Annotated in this window: 16 protein-coding genes and 1 pseudogene; 7 read left to right on the plus strand and 10 right to left on the minus strand. The window is 70.2% G+C overall.

All coding sequences use genetic code 11. The features are described 5' to 3' along the window. Nucleotides 1-6: 6 nt before the first annotated feature. A pseudogene (locus QFZ67_RS09210) lies at nt 7-489 on the minus strand (IS5 family transposase); the annotation flags it as partial. Between QFZ67_RS09210 and QFZ67_RS09215 the strand changes: the two are divergent. The 3 genes from QFZ67_RS09215 (at nt 484) to QFZ67_RS09225 (ending at nt 2,577) form a co-directional block, all read left to right on the plus strand. Beyond that, nucleotides 484-954 (plus strand): type ISP restriction/modification enzyme, encoded by a 471-nt coding sequence (locus QFZ67_RS09215; protein ID WP_307660608.1) that lies wholly within the window; start codon nt 484-486, stop codon nt 952-954. The pseudogene QFZ67_RS09210 and the gene QFZ67_RS09215 overlap by 6 nt on opposite strands. Before the next feature lie 556 nt (nt 955-1,510). Beyond that, the gene (locus tag QFZ67_RS09220) at nt 1,511-1,903 is read left to right on the plus strand and encodes a hypothetical protein (RefSeq protein ID WP_307660609.1); all 393 of its coding nucleotides are present in this window, start codon (nt 1,511-1,513) and stop codon (nt 1,901-1,903) included. A 5-nt stretch (nt 1,904-1,908) separates the two neighbouring features. After that, the gene (locus QFZ67_RS09225) at nt 1,909-2,577 is read left to right on the plus strand and encodes a nucleotidyl transferase AbiEii/AbiGii toxin family protein (protein WP_307660610.1); all 669 of its coding nucleotides are present in this window, start codon (nt 1,909-1,911) and stop codon (nt 2,575-2,577) included. 821 nt (nt 2,578-3,398) lie between these two features. Here QFZ67_RS09225 and QFZ67_RS09230 read toward each other — a convergent pair. Beyond that, on the minus strand, nt 3,399-4,310 hold the full coding sequence (locus QFZ67_RS09230) for a LysR family transcriptional regulator (protein ID WP_307660611.1): 912 nt from the start codon (nt 4,308-4,310) through the stop codon (nt 3,399-3,401). Nucleotides 4,311-4,409: 99 nt separating this feature from the next. Here QFZ67_RS09230 and QFZ67_RS09235 point away from each other — a divergent pair, with 99 nt between their 5' ends. From QFZ67_RS09235 to QFZ67_RS09245, 3 genes are all read left to right on the plus strand, one after another. Beyond that, nucleotides 4,410-4,775, plus strand: a complete 366-nt coding sequence (locus tag QFZ67_RS09235) for a nuclear transport factor 2 family protein (RefSeq protein WP_307660612.1) — start codon at nt 4,410-4,412, stop codon at nt 4,773-4,775. 378 nt (nt 4,776-5,153) lie between these two features. After that, a complete protein-coding gene (locus QFZ67_RS09240; protein WP_307660613.1) occupies nt 5,154-5,687 on the plus strand; it encodes a ParB/RepB/Spo0J family partition protein in 534 nt (177 codons plus the stop codon). A 51-nt stretch (nt 5,688-5,738) separates the two neighbouring features. Continuing rightward, the gene (locus QFZ67_RS09245) at nt 5,739-6,143 is read left to right on the plus strand and encodes a hypothetical protein (RefSeq protein ID WP_307660614.1); all 405 of its coding nucleotides are present in this window, start codon (nt 5,739-5,741) and stop codon (nt 6,141-6,143) included. A 64-nt stretch (nt 6,144-6,207) separates the two neighbouring features. Here the strand turns inward: QFZ67_RS09245 and QFZ67_RS09250 are convergent, their stop codons facing one another. Continuing rightward, on the minus strand, nt 6,208-6,567 hold the full coding sequence (locus QFZ67_RS09250) for a hypothetical protein (RefSeq protein ID WP_307660615.1): 360 nt from the start codon (nt 6,565-6,567) through the stop codon (nt 6,208-6,210). Nucleotides 6,568-6,629: 62 nt separating this feature from the next. On the opposite strand from QFZ67_RS09250, the gene QFZ67_RS39080 reads away from it, so the two are divergent. Further along, the gene (locus tag QFZ67_RS39080) at nt 6,630-6,773 is read left to right on the plus strand and encodes a hypothetical protein (protein WP_373429973.1); all 144 of its coding nucleotides are present in this window, start codon (nt 6,630-6,632) and stop codon (nt 6,771-6,773) included. A 792-nt stretch (nt 6,774-7,565) separates the two neighbouring features. Here QFZ67_RS39080 and QFZ67_RS09260 read toward each other — a convergent pair. The 7 genes from QFZ67_RS09260 to QFZ67_RS09290 all read right to left on the minus strand — a co-directional run bounded on the left by QFZ67_RS09260 (nt 7,566) and on the right by QFZ67_RS09290 (nt 16,689). Continuing rightward, complete coding sequence (locus QFZ67_RS09260; protein ID WP_307660616.1) at nt 7,566-8,948, minus strand: FAD-binding oxidoreductase; 1,383 nt, start codon at nt 8,946-8,948, stop codon at nt 7,566-7,568. Between the two features lie 65 nt (nt 8,949-9,013). Continuing rightward, entirely contained in the window at nt 9,014-10,396 is a 1,383-nt protein-coding gene (locus QFZ67_RS09265) for a DoxX family protein (protein ID WP_307660617.1), read from the minus strand. A 40-nt stretch (nt 10,397-10,436) separates the two neighbouring features. After that, entirely contained in the window at nt 10,437-11,150 is a 714-nt protein-coding gene (locus tag QFZ67_RS09270) for a class I SAM-dependent methyltransferase (RefSeq protein ID WP_190174510.1), read from the minus strand. A 77-nt stretch (nt 11,151-11,227) separates the two neighbouring features. Then, nucleotides 11,228-12,046, minus strand: a complete 819-nt coding sequence (locus tag QFZ67_RS09275; protein WP_307660618.1) for an ABC transporter permease — start codon at nt 12,044-12,046, stop codon at nt 11,228-11,230. After that, the gene (locus QFZ67_RS09280) at nt 12,043-13,026 is read right to left on the minus strand and encodes an ATP-binding cassette domain-containing protein (RefSeq protein ID WP_307660619.1); all 984 of its coding nucleotides are present in this window, start codon (nt 13,024-13,026) and stop codon (nt 12,043-12,045) included. Before QFZ67_RS09280 ends, QFZ67_RS09275 begins: the two co-directional genes overlap by 4 nt. A 62-nt stretch (nt 13,027-13,088) precedes the next feature. Next, nucleotides 13,089-14,027, minus strand: coding sequence for an NAD(P)/FAD-dependent oxidoreductase (locus tag QFZ67_RS09285; RefSeq protein ID WP_190174513.1), 939 nt, complete (start codon nt 14,025-14,027; stop codon nt 13,089-13,091). A gap of 283 nt (nt 14,028-14,310) precedes the next feature. Continuing rightward, entirely contained in the window at nt 14,311-16,689 is a 2,379-nt protein-coding gene (locus QFZ67_RS09290) for an excinuclease ABC subunit UvrA (protein ID WP_307660620.1), read from the minus strand. Between the last annotated feature and the right edge of the window lie 34 nt (nt 16,690-16,723).

Consider the following 16,723-nt stretch of genomic DNA (forward strand, 5'->3'; position numbering starts at 1 on the left):
GGCCCCTCACAGCCACTCGCCGATCGCGGCGACGAGCACGGTCGCCTGGAATCGGACGGCGAGCTTGTCGAAGCGGCAGGCGACGGCTCGGTGGCGCTTGAGGCGATTGATCCCGCACTCGACGGCATGACGGCCCTTGTAGTCCTCGCGGTCGAACGCCGGCGGCCTGCCGCCCGAGCGGCCACGGCGCTTGCGGTTGCGGATCTGGTCGGCCGGCTCGGGGATGGTGCAGGCGATGCCGGGTCGGCGCAGGTAGTCCCGATTGGCCCAGGAGGAATAGGCCTTGTCGCCTCGCACCCGATCCGGTCGGGTGCGTGGGCGGCCGGGCCCGTCGCAGGGCACGCGTATGGCTTCGAGCACCGCGGTGAACTGCGGCGAGTCGCCGCGCTGGCCCGCCGTGACCAGGATGGCCAACGGCTTCTGGCCCTGCTCGCAGGTCAGGTGGATCTTCGCGGTCAGCCCGCCACGGGACCTGCCGAGGGCGTGATCGGCAGGCTCGGTGGCCAGGCCGCCAGGCGGGCACCTACGACGCAGCGTGCCGCACCCTCACGCTGGGAGGCGGCACCCATCACACCCGTCGCACCGGAGATCTGGGAATACCGGATCGGCGGCGTGCAAGTGATCCGCAAGTGGTTCGCCTTCCGGAAGCGCAAGCCCGATGTCGAGTGGCAGACGCCTCTCAACGACATGCTGCCTGGAATTTGGCCTGCACGATGGACCGTGGAGCTGCTGGACCTCATCAACGTGCTTGGCCTGCTCGTTGCCCTCGAGCCCAAGCAGGACCAGCTCCTGGACAAAGTCACCGCAGGCCCGTTGATAACAACGGACGACCTCAAAGACCTGCGTGTACTTCCTGTCCCGCCCTACGCAACCAAGGAACCAAAGGTTCCGCGAGCGCCTCGCCCAACCGCTGGATCTCCTGGAGTCCAGGAGACCTTCGACTTCCCAAGTTGACAGCATGCCCCAACCCCCTGCAACGGCTGAGAACATGCCAGTAAGCACTTCGCACGAAAGGGGGTTCAGTGCCGAGACAGCTAAACGAACGTAACCGGGCCATCCATCCTGCGTGAGCTGCAGGATCAGCGTGGTGACGACCCCTCAGAACGTGCGTCAAACGTGCGTCACGTGCGTCGAATATGCGTCAATATATCGCCCGTAACGCCCACAGCGCACATAACGCACACGGCACGAACCTGCAGGTCAGACGCCCTTTGCGGCAGGCTCAAGGATCGCTACGCACTCCACATGGTGCGTCATCGGAAAAGTGTCGGCCTGGGCGAGTCACGGAAAAGCCCAGGTCAGAGCCGAATTATCGGCTCGCTGTTCCGCGTGTGGGCGCCCGGAGCGTCAAACGAGCGTCATGACCAACAGTCCATCCCTCCTCTTCGGGCGGAAATGGCTGCCACGACCAGCTCACCTACACGAGCCCGCTCCCGCTCACTCCGGACACAGGCTCGCACATCAGCACATCAACGACCCGCACCGCTTCTCAGACCGCCATAATGGAGTCATGCCCTCCAGCCCGCAGTCTGCCGCACCCACGCCGAGCAACCTCTCGGGCGCGGTCGCCGAGGACCTCGCGCTGTACCGGGAGAAGTTCCGGCTCCGGCTGCCGGAGTCGCTGGACGAGCTGCACGGCCCGCCCCAGGGGGTCGTGGAGCTGCCACTGCACATGGCCTGGTCGGGGATGACCTCGTACGACATGAGCAAGCCTCGCCAGCGCATGGGCCTGTACCGCACTGTCCTGCACGAGGGTCTGCGCGATGACCTGCCCCGGTACCTCAACCAGGACCTGCTCCTCCAGCTGTGGCCGGTGCTGCGCACCCTCGTCGGTCGCACCGTGCGCGCCGTATGGGAGGACGCCTTCCCCCAGCTCGCCTCCCGCCACCGGGCAGCCGCGTGACGGACATGCCGGAGCTGCACACGCGGCTCCTGGCGGATGTGATCGCGCTCGGTTCCCCGTATCCACTGGTTCTCACCGGTGGATATGCCGTGCGGGCGCACCGCCTCGTGAACCGCCCCAGCCAGGACCTTGATGTCGCCACCGAGAACCCGGCGCCCATGGCCGACATCGCAGCCACGCTCCGCGTCGGCCTGGAAGCCCGCGGCTGGAAGGTGCACGCGCTGGAGACCGCCCCGCTGTCCGCCCGCTTCACCGTGACCGACCCGGCCACCGGGCAGGAATGCGAAGTCGACATCCTCAAGGAGATCTTCTGGCGGCCTGTCGCCCAGAGCCCGTACGGCCCCGTCCTCGCGGAGGAGGACGTGATCGGGACCAAGGTCCGCGCCCTCGCCGATCGCGGAGCGCCTCGCGACTTGATCGACGTTTTCGCGGCCTCCCGCCGCTGGAACAATGCCGAGCTTGAGGAGTTCGGGCGCCGCCATGCCCGAGGCCGCTTTGAGCGCGAGGACCTGCAGGCGAACCTGACGGGCGCCGAGTGGACCGACGACGAAGCTTTCGCCGCCTACGGACTCGATGACGCCACCATCACCGCTCTTCGCACTTGGGCCGTGGAGTGGGCCGACGACCTCGCGACCCGGCTCCTCGAAGAGGCCGATGAGCCGGACATCGACTGATCACGTCCGGATGAGATCACGCCTGCAAGCGATCAGAGCAAGAGCCAAGAGATGAGCGGGTAGGAAAGCAGTCGGAGCGTACATGCCCTCCGGCCGCAGATGCACCGCGAACCGCTTTTGGCGACCAGGAAGGTCCGCATCTCCTGCCGGTAGAGGGAGGCGTTGGGAACGGGTGAGGTGGGCGAAGGGGGCAGGGTCGACGGGCGGGGAGGACTGGGGCGTTTCTGAGCTCTCGGAGGTCATCGTCGATCCATTGTTCCGGGCCGGCGCCCTCTGCTGAGCGGGATGTCTGTTTTCCGTGTGTCCGCCAGGCCCATACCGCCCTTGCCCTCGTCCAGCCGGAGCACCACGACGATGTCACGTCAGCTCCGGACAAAACGCACCGGTTCCGCGAGCAGGGCGGTAGCTGACTGCGTGTCGGCCAGCCTGGCCGACAAGGTGGCCTCCGCGAGGCGTGGAGGCAGGGCCTCGCCGAACTTCAGTCTGCGCACCGCACATTCGTCGACGTCCGGCAGACCCAACCGGTCCGTCACGTCCCGCGTCGCGTCGTTCCAGGTGCGCGCGGTGCTGTCCTCCCGAAGCCGGATCCATCGGTCGTTGATGTGCTGCCCGGCACGGCGACCGTGCCGAGGGTCGCGGCAAGTGTGGCGTTCGTGCGGTGGCCCGCCCAGGTCCACCAGCGCATGTGGCCGCCCGTGTCCTGAATGATCAGGGTGCCTCCGGGGTGTACCCGCTCCAGGTAATCCTCGCGGTCATCGCTCGGTGGACGTGCCTTCGATCTGGTTGCGCTCCCACTCCGACCGTGCGGACACGTCCTCGGCTCACCTCCCCGCCTTCACCGGCTGCCGCTCGGCGCTGCCGGTGAAGGCGGGTCCGGCATGTCGGAGGAGGGCGTGGACTGCCGGGTTGCCGGTGTCCTTCCAGGCGAGGACGAGGAGGGCCGGGTCCGTGGCGTCGTCGATGGGGCGGGACAGCAGGCGTTCGTGCTGCGGGGCGGTCATCGACTCGGTCAGGACGGCGACGGCGAGGCCGCGGGCGGCGAGGTCGGCGACGGCGTTCGCGGCGCTCGCCTGGAGCGTGATCGTGGGGGTGAGCCCCTGGGCGGCGCACGCGTCGTCGAACGCCGCGCGCACCCCGGTGCCGGGCGGCATGCACACGACCGGGTAGCCGACGACGTCACGCAGGGGCGGCCGGGGCGACGCCGTCAGGGGGTGCCCGGGCGGGACAGCGACGATCAGCCGTTCGCTGACGACGGTCAGCGTCCGAAGGTCCTGTGCGGTGGGTCCGGTGGTTCCGGCCAGGGCCAGGTCGACGCTTCCGGCGCGCACAGCGTCGAACAGCCGGTCGGAACGGTCCTCCAAGAGGGAGATCTCGACGCCGGGGTGCTCGTTGTGGAAGGCGGCCAGCGCGTCGAAGAGCGGCGTGACGGTGCACCCGACGACCATGCCCACCACCAGCCGGCCCCGGATCAGGCCGGTCACCTCGTCCACCGCCTGTCCGACGCCCTCGGCGGCAGCGAGGACGGCACGGGCGCGCCCCATGGCCGCCCGTCCGGCCACGCTCAGGATGACGCGGCGGGCGGAGCGCTCGAAGAGGTCGGCGCCCAGTTCGCGTTCGAGCTGGCGGATCTGCGCGCTCACGCCGGACTGACTGATGCCCACCCGGTCGGCGGCCCGGGTGAAGCTCTCCTCTTCGGCCACCGCGACGAAGTACTCCAGCTGCCTCAGGTTCATGAGCAGAAATTCTAGATCGCAGAATTTCCACCTGTTGGACTTCTGGCGCATCGGTGACGACCACCTGGAGGAAGTCACGACGAAACCGAGGAGGATCTTGTGTCGGACCACGAGAAGGCCATGCGCCCCGAGGAGATCACCCGCCTCTTCGTGGAGCGGGCCAATGCGGGCGACGTGGACGGTGTCGCCGCCCTCTACGAGGAAGACGCCGTGCTGGCCTACCCGCCCGGCGAGCAGACGATGGGCCGCGAGGCGATCCGCGCGCTGTGGGAGAAGGTGCTGTCCAGTGGGGCCGAGTTCGCCCCCGAGACACCCCTGCCCACCTTGCTCAGCGGCGACCTCGCGCTCACCTCGACCCCGCCGAAGGACGGGACCGGGGCCCGCGCCCAGGTGGTGCGGCGGCAGCCGGACGGAAGCTGGCTGCGCGTGCTCGACCAGCCCGAATTCGTCACACCGACCGGCTGAGCGGACTGAGGGACGAGTGAGGGGCTAGCGAGGAGAGGTGAGGCCCCCGGGCCGTGAGCGACCGGCCTACAGTGCGGCTCGCGGGGCCCGGGGGCCTTCTCACGCGCGGTGAGGAAGACACGGGGACTACCCAACCTTGTGTGCGGGAAGTCGAGTTGAGGGTGCGCTGGACGGGTGCGACCGAGCATGCGACCGCGGGCAAAATGGCAGCAAATACCGTCCGGCGGATTTCGGCCCGACACGACGCGGTCACGAGGACGAAGTTCTCGCCACCTCTGTTCACAGTTTCATCGAGACCGGAGATGCACGGTGCGCCACGACGGTGCCTCGTCCCACCCGGCCCAGCCGCCCCTGAACACCCACACGCCAGAGACGCCCTTGACCGCGGAGACCACCATCGAGGTGGAGCATTTACGAGAGGCGGGCACGCCCCGCAGCAGCGGCGAGGACAACGAGCATGTCAAGGCGCTCACCGACGTGGAGGACCGGCTGCCGCCGATCATCGTGCACCGTCCCACCATGCGGGTCATCGACGGCATGCACCGGCTGCGTGCCGCCAAGCTGCGCGGAGCGCGGCGCATCCGGGCCCGGTACTTCGAGGGCGACGAGGCGGACGCATTCGTCCTCGCGGTGCGCACCAACGTCTCGCACGGTCTGCCGCTCTCCCTGAGCGACCGCCGCGCCGCCGCGGCGCGCATCGTCGCCACCCATCCGCGCTGGTCCGACCGCCGGATAGCGGCCGCCACCGGCCTCGCCGCCCGGACGGTGGCCTCGCTGCGCCAGGAGACCGGCGTGGACGGCACCGCCGGCGGCACCCGGCGGATCGGCCAGGACGGCGAGGAGCGGCCGGTCAGCAGCGCAGAAGGGCGCCGCATCACCGGGGAGTTGATCGCCGGGGACCCGGAGCTGTGACTGCGCGCGGTGGCCCGGCAGGCCGGCATCTCACCGGAGACGGTGCGTGACGTGCGCAACCGTATCCGGCGCGGCGAGGACCCGACGCCGCCCCGGGGGACCGTGAACCGCTCCGAGGTCGAGCCGGAACGGGCGGAGGGCGGGCCCGGCCGGGACGGGCAGACCCGCCGCGCCGGCGGCGTCCGCCGCGTGCCCGTCCCGCCCCGGCGCCCACCGCCTGCTCCGGCGGCTGCGCAACGACCCGGCGCTGCGGCTCAGCGAACCGGCCGGGCCCTGCTCCGGCTGCTCGACGCCCAGGCTATAGGCGAGGACGGCTGGCGACGGATCGCGGCGAGCGTGCCCCCGCACAGCAGGCAGATGACCGTGCAGGCCGCCCTCGGCTGCGCGCAGGCGTGGCGGGAGTTCGCCCAACGCCTGGATCCGGAGGTGGAGTCGGTGGAGCCGCCGAACAGTTGAGAGACGGCACGTCCGGCGCGCGGTACCGAGACCGCGCGCCGGACGCCTCCTCGCACCCGGCTCCTCAGGTCTCGCTCCGCCGGACCCGCACCGTCCCGTCGCGCATCGCGAGGCAGGCGAGCATGCCGACGAGGAGCATGCCCACCGGCAGCCACAGGGCGCCGGAGACGGCGTCGGCCACCGCCCCGGCGTCGGAGCCGTTCCCGGCGGAGGCCATCCCGCGCTGGAGCAGGACGCTCACCGCGGCGCTGCCGAAGACGCTGCCCACCTGGCGCGCGGTGTTGTAGACGCCGGACGCGGCGCCCATCACCGGGCCCGGAATCTCGCGGGTCGCCACATGGGCGAGGGGCGAGAACAGCGAGCCGGTGCCGATGCCGCACAGCGTGAGCGCCAGGACCCACGCCCACACCGGGGTCGCGGCCACCCGAGTACCAGGCACACCGCATCGGGCGACTCACCACTCACGGCACCGTCACCGAGTTCGCTTTGCCCACCGCGGGCTGCGGACCGTTCGGCACCGCCGCCGGACCCGACGGCGCCCTCTGGTTCACCGAGTCCACTGTCGACCGCATCGGCCGGATCACCACTGCCGGCCACGCCATCGAACTGATCACCAAGCCCTACCCGTGAACCGAACCGCCCCCGAAAGAAACCGCATGACCAGTCCACCGCCCTGCCCGGTCGCGTGTTCGACGCTGTAGCCGGACGTCATATGCAGATCTGCCGACCGGATGCGCTCCCCGTCAGATCTGCCGTCCCGTTTCACTGTCTACCCGCCCGTCTGCCCCAGCGCTTCCCCGTGCTGCCCGGGGAAGACGTCGCCGCCGCAGTCGGGCAGGAGGGCAGCGCTTTGGGACTACTGGCCTGACGCACCATCAGGATGAGCGTCACGTGAGCGTCGAGACTGCCGTGCGCCGTCCTTGCGAACCGGTGGCACGACGTTTCGTCACCCCCACGTCACTGGCCGAAACCGCAGGTCAGAGACGTTCGTCGGGGATACGGCACACTCCACGTCGTGTGCCTTGGGAAACAGGTCGGCCCCACCCGCCCAGAGCTTGGGTGCAAGAAGAACCAGCAGGTCAGAGGCTCTTCGCGGCGGGCTCCAGAATCGCGACACACTCCACATGGTGCGTCATCGGAAAGATGTCGGCCTGAACAGATCCCAGAAACTCCCTGGTCAGAGCCGGTTTCTCGGCTCATCGTCCTTCGTGTGAACGGCCAGAGCGTCGAACGAGCGTCAAAGACGAGAGTCCCGCGAGGAGGTGCGGAGAACAGCAGCACCAGGCCGCCCAGCGCCGGCAGCAGCCCGGCGACGAACCTGAACCGATGACCAAGCCGACGACGATCACCACGACGAAGTTGATCAGCGGGACCACGGGCACGACGAGCGGCATGGTGCCCGCTGCAAGCGACAAAGCTCAGTCAATCGCTGTCTTTCGGTCGGATGTTGTGGTTGAACCGGAACAGGTTGTGCGGATCGTGCAGCGTCTTTACGCGTCGCAGCCGCTCGAAGTCCTCGGCCGCGAAGAGTTCCCGCACCTGCTCCTGGCGGACCGGGGCGCCGTCGTTGTAGACGGAGTTGAGGCTGCGGCCGACGGTCCACTGCTTCAGGGCGTCGTAGACGCGCTGGTGGACCGGCCGGGCTGCGGTGGACGGCGCGGCCGTGCCGCCGGTCATCACTCGCAGCATGTACGCGGCGTCACGGCCCCCGACCGCGCCCGGATCGGTGGGCCGGCGGGCGAAGGCCCCGCCGAGGTGACGGATGTCGACGATGCAGGGGACGGTCGCATCGGGTCCGGCCACCTCCACGACGGTCCGCAGGGCCCTGGGATCGAGTTCGCTCAGCAGGACGTTCCCGCCGAAGTAGGCATGCGGGACGTGCGGGTCCTGGTAGATGGTGCCGACCTCCGTGTACGGCATCTCCCGGACGGTGTCGATCAGACGCGGGCCGAGAGCGCGCAGGGGCGCCACGAGCCGTTCGCCCCCCTCGGCGGAGCCCGTGAAGGCGATCCGAACGTGTGCGACGTAGCGTCCGCGCAGCGGCTCGGGGACGGACGGCAACGGTGGGAAGGTCATGACGCCGATCGAGGAGGTGAGTTCCTCGGGCAGCGTGAGGGTCCACGCGCGGTAGGCCTGCAGCAGGTCGACGGGGTGGTCCGCGGCGAAGTGGAGGCCGCCGCCGTAGATCCTGGTCACCGGCACGAGGGCGGTCTCGATGGCGGTGACGGCGCCGAAGTTGCCGCCGCCACCGCGCAGCGCCCAGAACAGGTCGGTGTCGGATCCGGCCGTGACGTGGCGCAGCGCGCCGTCGGCGGTGACGATGTCGATGGCGCGGACGTAGTCGCTGGCGTAACCGGTCCGGCGGCCGAGCAGGCCGACACCGCCGCCGAGGAGGTAGCCGACGACGCCGATGTGCGGAGCTGAGCCGTTGACAGGGGCCAGACCGTACGGGGCGGCCCGCTCGATGACCTCTCCCCACAGCACGCCGGCCTGGGCTCTGACGGTTCCGCCCTCCGCGTCCACCACGACGGCCTTCATCCGGCGGGTGGTGATGAGTACGCCCTCACCGTCCAGGGCCGTGACGATGCCGTGTCCGGTGGACTGCACGGCGACGGGCAGCCGCCGCTCGGCGGCGAAGCGGACCGCGGCGCGCACGTCCTCGGGGCGGGTGGCGCCGACGACGACGGCGGGCCGGTGCCGGAAGCCGGTCTGGAAACCGGTCCGTTCCTCGTCGTATCCTCGGCTGCCGGGCAGCAGGACGGGTCCTCGCACCTCCGCGGCCAGCGTCTCCACGTCCGCGCTCATCCGTTGTTCTCCTCCCGTGGACGGCGGGCCGCCGTCCCGTGTGTGCCGCCCGGTCGACTGGTCCGCTACCGCAGGTACGAGTTGTCCTGCACCCAGTGGAAGCCACGGCCGACCAGCGGGAAGGTGCCGAGATCGCGGCGGCGCAGATGCAGGCGGAGGTGGTAGCCGTCGGCGTCGCCCTCCAGGATCAGGCGGTCGTCGGCCGGGCGCTCGAAGGTGAACGTCACTTGCCACTTGGGGTCGGCCATCTTGGTCAGCGCGACCGAACGGGCGTTCATGTCGATCGCCGCCATGCAGGGGTCGAGCGAGTCGTCCATGTGCTGGATGGCCACGGCGTCGACGGAGTCCACGACGACTCGGCGCCAGCGCTGGCCGTCGGTCGTCATGGGCGGGTGCCGCTCGCCGTCGATGGAGAAGTCGGTGACGTCCCAGACGCCGTACAACTCGGGCTTTTCCCGTCCGCCCCCGTGGTTCTTCCAGAACGACCAGTCGTTGCGCAGCTGTGCGCCGAGCAGCCAGAGCCCCGCCCCGGCCTGCAGTGCGGTGGCGATCCGGTTCGCCCGGCGGGAGCGGAAGAGGTCCGCGGGGGCGGCCGCGGGGACCCGGCGCTCCGTGAGCAGGGCTTCGGCCAGGCGAGGCGTGTGCGGGGCCAGCAGAAGCAGGCTGAGCAGGAGGAGGTGGAAGGAGTGGACCTTGACGGGGACGTCGAAGGTCATGTTGAGGAGAAGCACCTGGGCCATCTCCGCGGCCGACACCAGCGCGCCCAGCGACGCCGTGCGCGGAACGATGAGCAGCAGCCCGCCCGCGATCTCCGCACAGCCGAGCAGCATCTGGTACGGCTTCGAGGACCCCGTCTGCGCCCACAGCAGGCCCATCGGGCTGAGGTCGCCGAGCGGCTCGACGAGCTTGGACGGCGGCAGCTGGAACTGGAGCGGGACGGCCTTGGCCGCGCCGTAGGAGAACATCTGCCCCGCGAGGCAGAAACGGGCGGCCAGGCGGACCCACTTGTCCAGCGCCGCGTAGTCCGTCCGGTTCCGGTCCAGCACCGACCAGACCGGGGTGGCCGCGGCGGCGCCCGCGAGCCAGCAGAGCTGCCCCGCCCAGGTGTGCGGGTCGTCGCCGCCGTCGAAGCGGTCACCCAACTCCCTGCCGAGGACCCGGAGGGACATCCAGTTCCGCACCGGGCGTACCTCCCAGAGCTTCGCCCAGGAGTCGGCCGCTTCCTGGAGACGCCCCATTCCGCCCCCGCGCAAGGCCAGATAGACCTGAGGGGAGGTCAGGCAGTACAGGCCGGCGTAGGCGAAACCGAACCGGTAGGCGGCGCGGGCGGCCCCGGTCCAGGGAGGCGGGGCCGGGGAGGCGCCGGCCGACGGGACCACCCGTCGGGCCGCCCGGCCGGCCGGTGAGGACGCGACGGTCCGCAGCCACTTGCCTACTCGCACCTTCATCGTTCATCACCTTCGCAAGGGCCGTCTTCGGTGGTCGCGGTCAGCTACGGCGGAAGCGTCCGAGCCAGGCGTGCACGTCGAGGAGTTCGGACGTGGTCGGGATGATGCCCCGTATGTGGGTCTCGTCGATCGACTCCACCGTCCAGCCGTCGGCGAAGCCGTGGCGCAAGTGGTCGGCGGAGCGCTTGAGGCCGGGCGGCTCGTCGTTGTCCGGAAGCGGCGCCGGTATCTCCTCGATGGCCTCGGCGAGCCGCGCCTGCATCTCCGCGGACCCCCGGTCGCTGATCGAGAGGATGTGCGCCACCGCCCCCGGGCGGCAGGCCCGGTGCAGGGCCGCCGCGTAGGAACGCAGAGTGTCGCCCTCGAAGGTGTGGGCGAGGCCGGAGTCGATCACGGTGTCGAAGCGCCCTTCCCAGCCCTTGAGGTCGAGGGCGTCGGCGACTTCGAAGACGGCGTCGAGTCCGCGTGCCCCCGCCTTGTCCCGGGCGAGGGAGATCGCCGTCGGGGACAGGTCCAACCCTGTCACCGCGTACCCCTTGCCCGCCAGGTGGAGGGCGTCCTCACCGGTGCCGCAGCCCGCGTCGAGGACCGCGCCGCCGATGAGTCCCGCTTCCTCAAGGGCGACGTAGGCGGGCTGGGGCGCCCCGATGTCCCACGGCGGGCGTTTGCCGAAAGGGCTCTCCCCGCGGTAAACGGCGTCGAACACCTCGGTCATCGGGGCGGGTCCGTCGGGTGCGGCGACAGGTTCAGTCATGGCTGCCATGATTGCGTCGCCCCCCGGTGCGTCCTCGGTCTCTTGCGGACTTCTGTCAGGGAGGCACCGCCCGCCGGTCAGCGCGAGCCGTACTTGCGGACCGCGAGCGGGGCGAACACCGCGATCAGGCCGACCGACCAGGCCACGGTCTGGAGGACGTAGCTCGTCGCCGGGCCCCCGGTGAACAGTGCGCGCAGGGCGTTCACGGCCGCCGTCATGGGGCTGTGGGCAGCGTACGCCTGGAGCCAGCCCGGCATCGTGTCGGTAGGTACGAACGCCGAGGAGATCAGTGTGAACGGGAAGATCCACACGCCGCCGACCGCCTGGGCGGCTTCCGCGTTGCGCACCGACAGCCCGAGGTAGGCGGCGAACCACGACACCGCGTAGCCGAACAGCAGCAACAGCAGCAGGTCGGCCAGCGCGGGCAGGAGGCCGTTGTGGAACCGGAAGCCGACCAGCACGCCGACTCCCACGGTCACACAGGCCACGCCGACGTTGCGGAAGATCTCCGACAGCGTGCGTCCGATGAGCACGGCGGTACGGCTCATCGGCATCGAGCGGAAGCGGTCCATGAGGCCCTCGCGCATCTCGGCGGCGACCCCGATGGTCGTGCCGGCGGCGGAGCCGTAGAGCGCCATCTGGACGAGGACGCCGGGCAGTAGGAACTGGGCGTAGCGTTCGCCGCCGACGTCCATGGCGCCGCCGAAGACGTACGTGAACAGCAGGATGAACATCACCGGCTGGACCAGCGAGAACATCACCAGATCGGGGCTGCGCAGCACGTGCCGCACGTTGCGCAGGGTCATCTGCCACACGTCGGAGAGCCACCACCCGAAGGTGTTCCGCGACTGCGTGTACGACGTGCCGCTCTCCCGTGTCAGGGTGGTGGAGGTCATGTGCGCCCGGTTTCCTTCCCGATGTTTTGCTGGTCGACGCCGTGATCGGCGGACCGGCCGGTCACGGCGAGAAAAACGTCGTCGAGAGTGGGTCGGCGGAGCGCCACGTCACCGATCGCGATCCCCGACTCCCTGAGCAGGTGGAGCAGGTCGGGCAGGGTGCCGCCGTCGGGCAGCGGGGCGTGGACCACCATCTTCTGCGGGTCGGCGACCGGGTCGGCGCCCAGCCGCTCCCGCAGGAGCCGCACCGTCTGTTCCATGCCTTCGCCGTCCAACAGCGTGATGCCGACCCGGCCCTGACCCACCTGAGCCTTCAGCTCGTCCGGGGTGCCGCCGGCGATGACCCTGCCCCGGTCGATGACCGACAGGGAGTCGGCGAGTTGGTCCGCCTCCTCCAGGTACTGCGTGGTGAGCAGTACGGTCGTGCCCTCCGCGACCAGTTCGCGCACGAGCCGCCACACCTCCATGCGGCTGCGCGGATCGAGGCCGGTGGTCGGCTCGTCGAGGAAGATGAGCCTGGGCCGCGCCATGAGGCTGGCGGCGACGTCGAGCCGGCGCCGCATTCCGCCGGAGTAGGTCCTGGGCTGCCGGTCGGCCGCGTCGTCCAGGCCGAAGCGTTCCAGCAGTTCGCTCGCGCGGGCCCGGCAGTCGGACTTCGACAGCCGGAACAGTCTGCCGATCATGTGCAGGTTCTCGCGCCCGGTGAGCAGTTCGTCGACGGCGGCGTACTGGCCGGTGAGGCCGATGACCGACCGGACCCGCCCGGGGTCGTCACGCACGTCCACGCCGAACACTTCGGCCGCTCCCTCGTCCGGTCTGATGAGGGTGGCCAGGACCCGGACGGTGGTGGTCTTGCCGGCGCCGTTGGGGCCGAGCAGGCCGTGCACCGTGCCCTCGGACACCGTGAGGTCGAGGTGGTCGAGTGCGGTGAGCGAGCCGAAACGCTTGCACAGTCCGGCCGTTCTGATCGCTGCTGGCATCTGCCGTGGTTCCTTTCCGGATCCGACGCAACCCTGAATTGAGTGGTGGCGGGGCAACCGGTTCAGCGGCGCACAGCGCCGAGCAACGCCGACATGTGGATGGCGTCGGCGGCCGCGGCGCCCGCCGCGGCCGACACGGTGACCGACTGCTTCCAGCGGCTGGTCAGGTCCCCGGCCGCGTACAGGCCCGGAACGCTGGTGCACTGGGAGGCGTCGACGCCGATGAAGCCGGCGTCGTCGACCGTCAGCTTCAGCTCTTCGGCGGTCCGCCTGACGACGGGTTGCTGCCGCTGTCGTGGCGTCCAGACCAGTGTCTCCCGCTCCAGGACCCGGCCGTCGTCCAACTCGACTGCGTACAAAGCCCCTTGGCGGTGGTGCAGGCGGCGGACCGTTCCCGTGACGACCTCGCCCCCGCTGCTCCGCGCCGTCGCGCGAGCGGTCTCCAGGCCGGGCATGGACTCCTGGCAGATCGCGATGGTGTCCTCACTCCAGGCGAGGAAGGCCACGGCCGACAGTCCCGCGAGTTCCGCGTTGTCGGCGACGGTCGCCCAGCGCCCGCCGGCGTTCTCCTCGCCGAGGCAGAACGGACAGTGGATCACGCTGCGGCCCCAGCACTCCGCGAAACCGTCCACGTCGGCCGGGTGGACGTCCACGACACCGGTGGCGAGCAGAACGGTTCGGGCCTCGACGGTCTCACCGCCGCCGACGGCGACCCGGAAGCCTCCGCCCGGAGCGGGGGTCACACTTTCGGCGTCGGCCTCCAGCCGCTCGACGGTCGCGTACCGGGAGAGTTCCCGCCAGGCGCGCGCCCGGAACTCGCCGGGCGTGACGCCGTCCATTCCGACATGGCCGTGAACACCCGCCGACGCGCTGTTGCGCGGTGCCCGAGGGCTGTCCACGACGGTCACCGGGTGCCGGTATCTGGCCAGGCTGAGCGCCGCGGTGAGCCCGGCGGGGCCGGCTCCCACGATCACGGTGGTGTGGTCGGCGTGCGAGGACATCGGTCTGATCCCTTCCGTCGGGCGGCGTGAGCGGGGTCCGTCCACCGTGGGTGCGGTCCGGCAGGCGCGCGGTGGGGAACGCCGGAACGGGCTGTCAGCGGGCGGAGGCCGTCGGCCCGCATTGTGGTCGCCGCCGCGGTGCGGGAGAGGTACGGGCGAAAGAGGTGAGCCAGACAGTCGTGCGCGTACGGCGGTGTGAGCAACGTCGACTTTCGGCCCGGCGCAGGCCGGCCACGGTCAACGCCCCCTGTCACCAGGCGGGGGCCGGGCGGGCCGCGTCGTGTCAGGCGCCGACGTACTGTGCGAGGTGCTCGCCCGTGAGGGTGGGACGGTCGGCGACGAGCTCGGCGGGCGTGCCCTCGAAGACGATCTTGCCGCCGTCGTGGCCGGCGCCGGGGCCGAGGTCGATGATCCAGTCGGCGTGCGCCATGACCGCCTGGTGGTGCTCCACGACGATGACCGTCTTGCCGGCGTCCACCAACCGGTCGAGCAGGGCGAGCAGTTGCTCGACGTCGGCCAGGTGCAGGCCGCTGGTCGGCTCGTCGAGGATGTAGACGCTGCCCGTTCCGGCCATGTGACCGGCGAGCTTCAGCCGTTGCCGCTCTCCGCCGGAGAGGGTGGTGAGCGGCTGGCCGAGGCTGAGGTAGCCCAGGCCGACCTCGGCGAGCCGGTCGAGGACGGCATACGCGGCCGACGTCCGTGCCTCACCGCTGCGGAAGAACTCGGCGGCCTCGGCCACCGGCATCGCGAACACCTCGCTGATGTCCCGACCGCCGAGCCGGTACTGGAGCACCGAGGCCTGGAACCGCTTGCCCTCGCACTCCTCGCAGGTGGTGGCGACGCCGGCCATGATCGCCAGGTCGGTGTAGATGACACCGGCGCCCTTGCAAGTCGGGCAGGCGCCCTCGGAATTGGGGCTGAACAATGCGGGCTTGACCCCGTTGACCTTGGCGAACGTCTTGCGGATCGGTTCGAGCATGCCGGTGTAGGTGGCCGGGTTGCTGCGCCGGGAGCCCTTGATGGGCGACTGGTCCACCGTGACGACGCCGTCGCGGCCCGCTACCGAGCCGTGGATCAGGGAACTCTTGCCGGAGCCCGCGACGCCGGTGAGCACGGTGAGCACGCCGAGCGGGATGTCCACGTCGACGTCGCGCAGGTTGTGGGCGTTCGCGCCGCGCACCTCCAGCACACCGGACCGCTCGCGCACGGACGGCTTCAGCGAGGCCCGGTCGTCCAGGTGCCGTCCGGTGACGGTGCCGCTGGCCCGCAGTCCCTCGACGGTGCCCTCGAAGACGACTTCGCCGCCCTTGGTGCCGGCGTGCGGTCCCAGGTCGACGACGTGGTCGGCGATCACGATCGTCTCCGGCTTGTGCTCCACGACCAGCACGGTGTTGCCCTTGTCGCGCAGTCGCAGCAGCAGGTCGTTCATCCGCTGGATGTCGTGCGGGTGCAGGCCGACGGTGGGCTCGTCGAAGACGTAGGTGACGTCGGTGAGCGCGGAGCCCAGGTGGCGGACCATCTTGACGCGCTGGGCCTCACCGCCCGAGAGCGTGCTCGATGACCGGTCGAGCGAGAGGTAGCCCAGGCCGATCTGGACGAACGAGTCGAGGGTCTGGCCGAGCACGGTGAGCAGTGTCGTGACCGACGGGTCGGTCAGACCGCGGGCCCAGGCCGCGAGGTCGCTGATCTGCATGGCGCAGGCGTCGGCGATGCTGAGGCCGTCGATCTTCGCGGACCGGGCGGTCTCGCTGAGCCTGGTGCCGTGGCACTCGGGGCAGACGGAGAACGCCACCGCCCGTTCCACGAAGGCACGGATGTGCGGCTGGAGCGTCTCCTTGTCCTTGGACAGGAACGACTTGCGCACCCTCGCGAGGAGGCCCTCGTAGGTGGTGTTGACGCCCTTCAACTTGACCTTGACCGGGTCCCGGTGCAGGAAGTCGTACCTCTCCTGCTCGGTGTAGTCGCGGATCGCCTTGTGCGGGTCGAGGAAGCCCGACTCGGTGAACGACTGCACCACCCAGCCGTCGGGCTTCCAGCCGGGGACCGTGACCGCGCCGTCCGCGAGCGACTTGGAGTCGTCGAGGAGCTGGGCGGGATCGATGTCCGAGACGGTGCCCATGCCCTCGCAGCGCAGGCACATGCCGCCGACGACGCTGAAGCCCTTCTCGATCTTCTTGCCGTTCACCACGAGGACACCCGAGGCGTCGGCCGAGGCGACGTTGAAGGCGAACGCCTTCTGCGAGCCGATGTGCGGCTTGGCGAGCCGGCTGAAGAGGATGCGCAGCAGTGTGCCCGCGTCGGTGGCGGTGCCGACCGTGGAGCGGAGACTGCTGCCCATCGGCTGCTGGTCGACGAGTATCGCGGTGGTCAGCCCGTCGAGCACATCAACCTCGGGCCGCGCCAGGGTGGGCATGAAGCCCTGGATGAAGGCGCTGTACGTCTCGTTGATCAGCCGCTGCGACTCCGCGGCGATCGTGTCGAACACCAACGAGCTCTTGCCCGAGCCGGAGACCCCGGTAAACACGGTCAGCCGCCGTTTGGGGATCTCCACATGCACGTTCTTGAGGTTGTTCTCACGAGCCCCGTGCACACGGATCAGATCGTGGCCGTCGGCGGCACACAGCCCAGAAGGCTGGGTGTCCGTCTCCTTGCCAGCGGTCATGTTGTCCCTCCCGTTTGTCGGACGCGGCATGCCT

It is taken from the genome of Streptomyces sp. V1I1, from assembly GCF_030817355.1.
In the GTDB taxonomy this organism is placed as follows: Bacteria; Actinomycetota; Actinomycetes; order Streptomycetales; family Streptomycetaceae; genus Streptomyces.

Bases quoted from the DNA above. Each gene is read 5' to 3' on its own strand.
- QFZ67_RS09220 (WP_307660609.1), top strand. From the start codon at position 1,511: ATGCCCTCCAGCCCGCAGTCTGCCGCACCCACGCCGAGCAACCTCTCG.
- QFZ67_RS09225 (WP_307660610.1), top strand. From the start codon at position 1,909: ATGCCGGAGCTGCACACGCGGCTCCTGGCGGATGTGATCGCGCTCGGT.
- QFZ67_RS09230 (WP_307660611.1), bottom strand. From the start codon at position 4,310: ATGAACCTGAGGCAGCTGGAGTACTTCGTCGCGGTGGCCGAAGAGGAG.
- QFZ67_RS09260 (WP_307660616.1), bottom strand. From the start codon at position 8,948: ATGAGCGCGGACGTGGAGACGCTGGCCGCGGAGGTGCGAGGACCCGTC.
- QFZ67_RS09265 (WP_307660617.1), bottom strand. From the start codon at position 10,396: ATGAAGGTGCGAGTAGGCAAGTGGCTGCGGACCGTCGCGTCCTCACCG.
- QFZ67_RS09270 (WP_190174510.1), bottom strand. From the start codon at position 11,150: ATGACTGAACCTGTCGCCGCACCCGACGGACCCGCCCCGATGACCGAG.
- QFZ67_RS09275 (WP_307660618.1), bottom strand. From the start codon at position 12,046: ATGACCTCCACCACCCTGACACGGGAGAGCGGCACGTCGTACACGCAG.
- QFZ67_RS09280 (WP_307660619.1), bottom strand. From the start codon at position 13,026: ATGCCAGCAGCGATCAGAACGGCCGGACTGTGCAAGCGTTTCGGCTCG.
- QFZ67_RS09285 (WP_190174513.1), bottom strand. From the start codon at position 14,027: ATGTCCTCGCACGCCGACCACACCACCGTGATCGTGGGAGCCGGCCCC.
- QFZ67_RS09290 (WP_307660620.1), bottom strand. From the start codon at position 16,689: ATGACCGCTGGCAAGGAGACGGACACCCAGCCTTCTGGGCTGTGTGCC.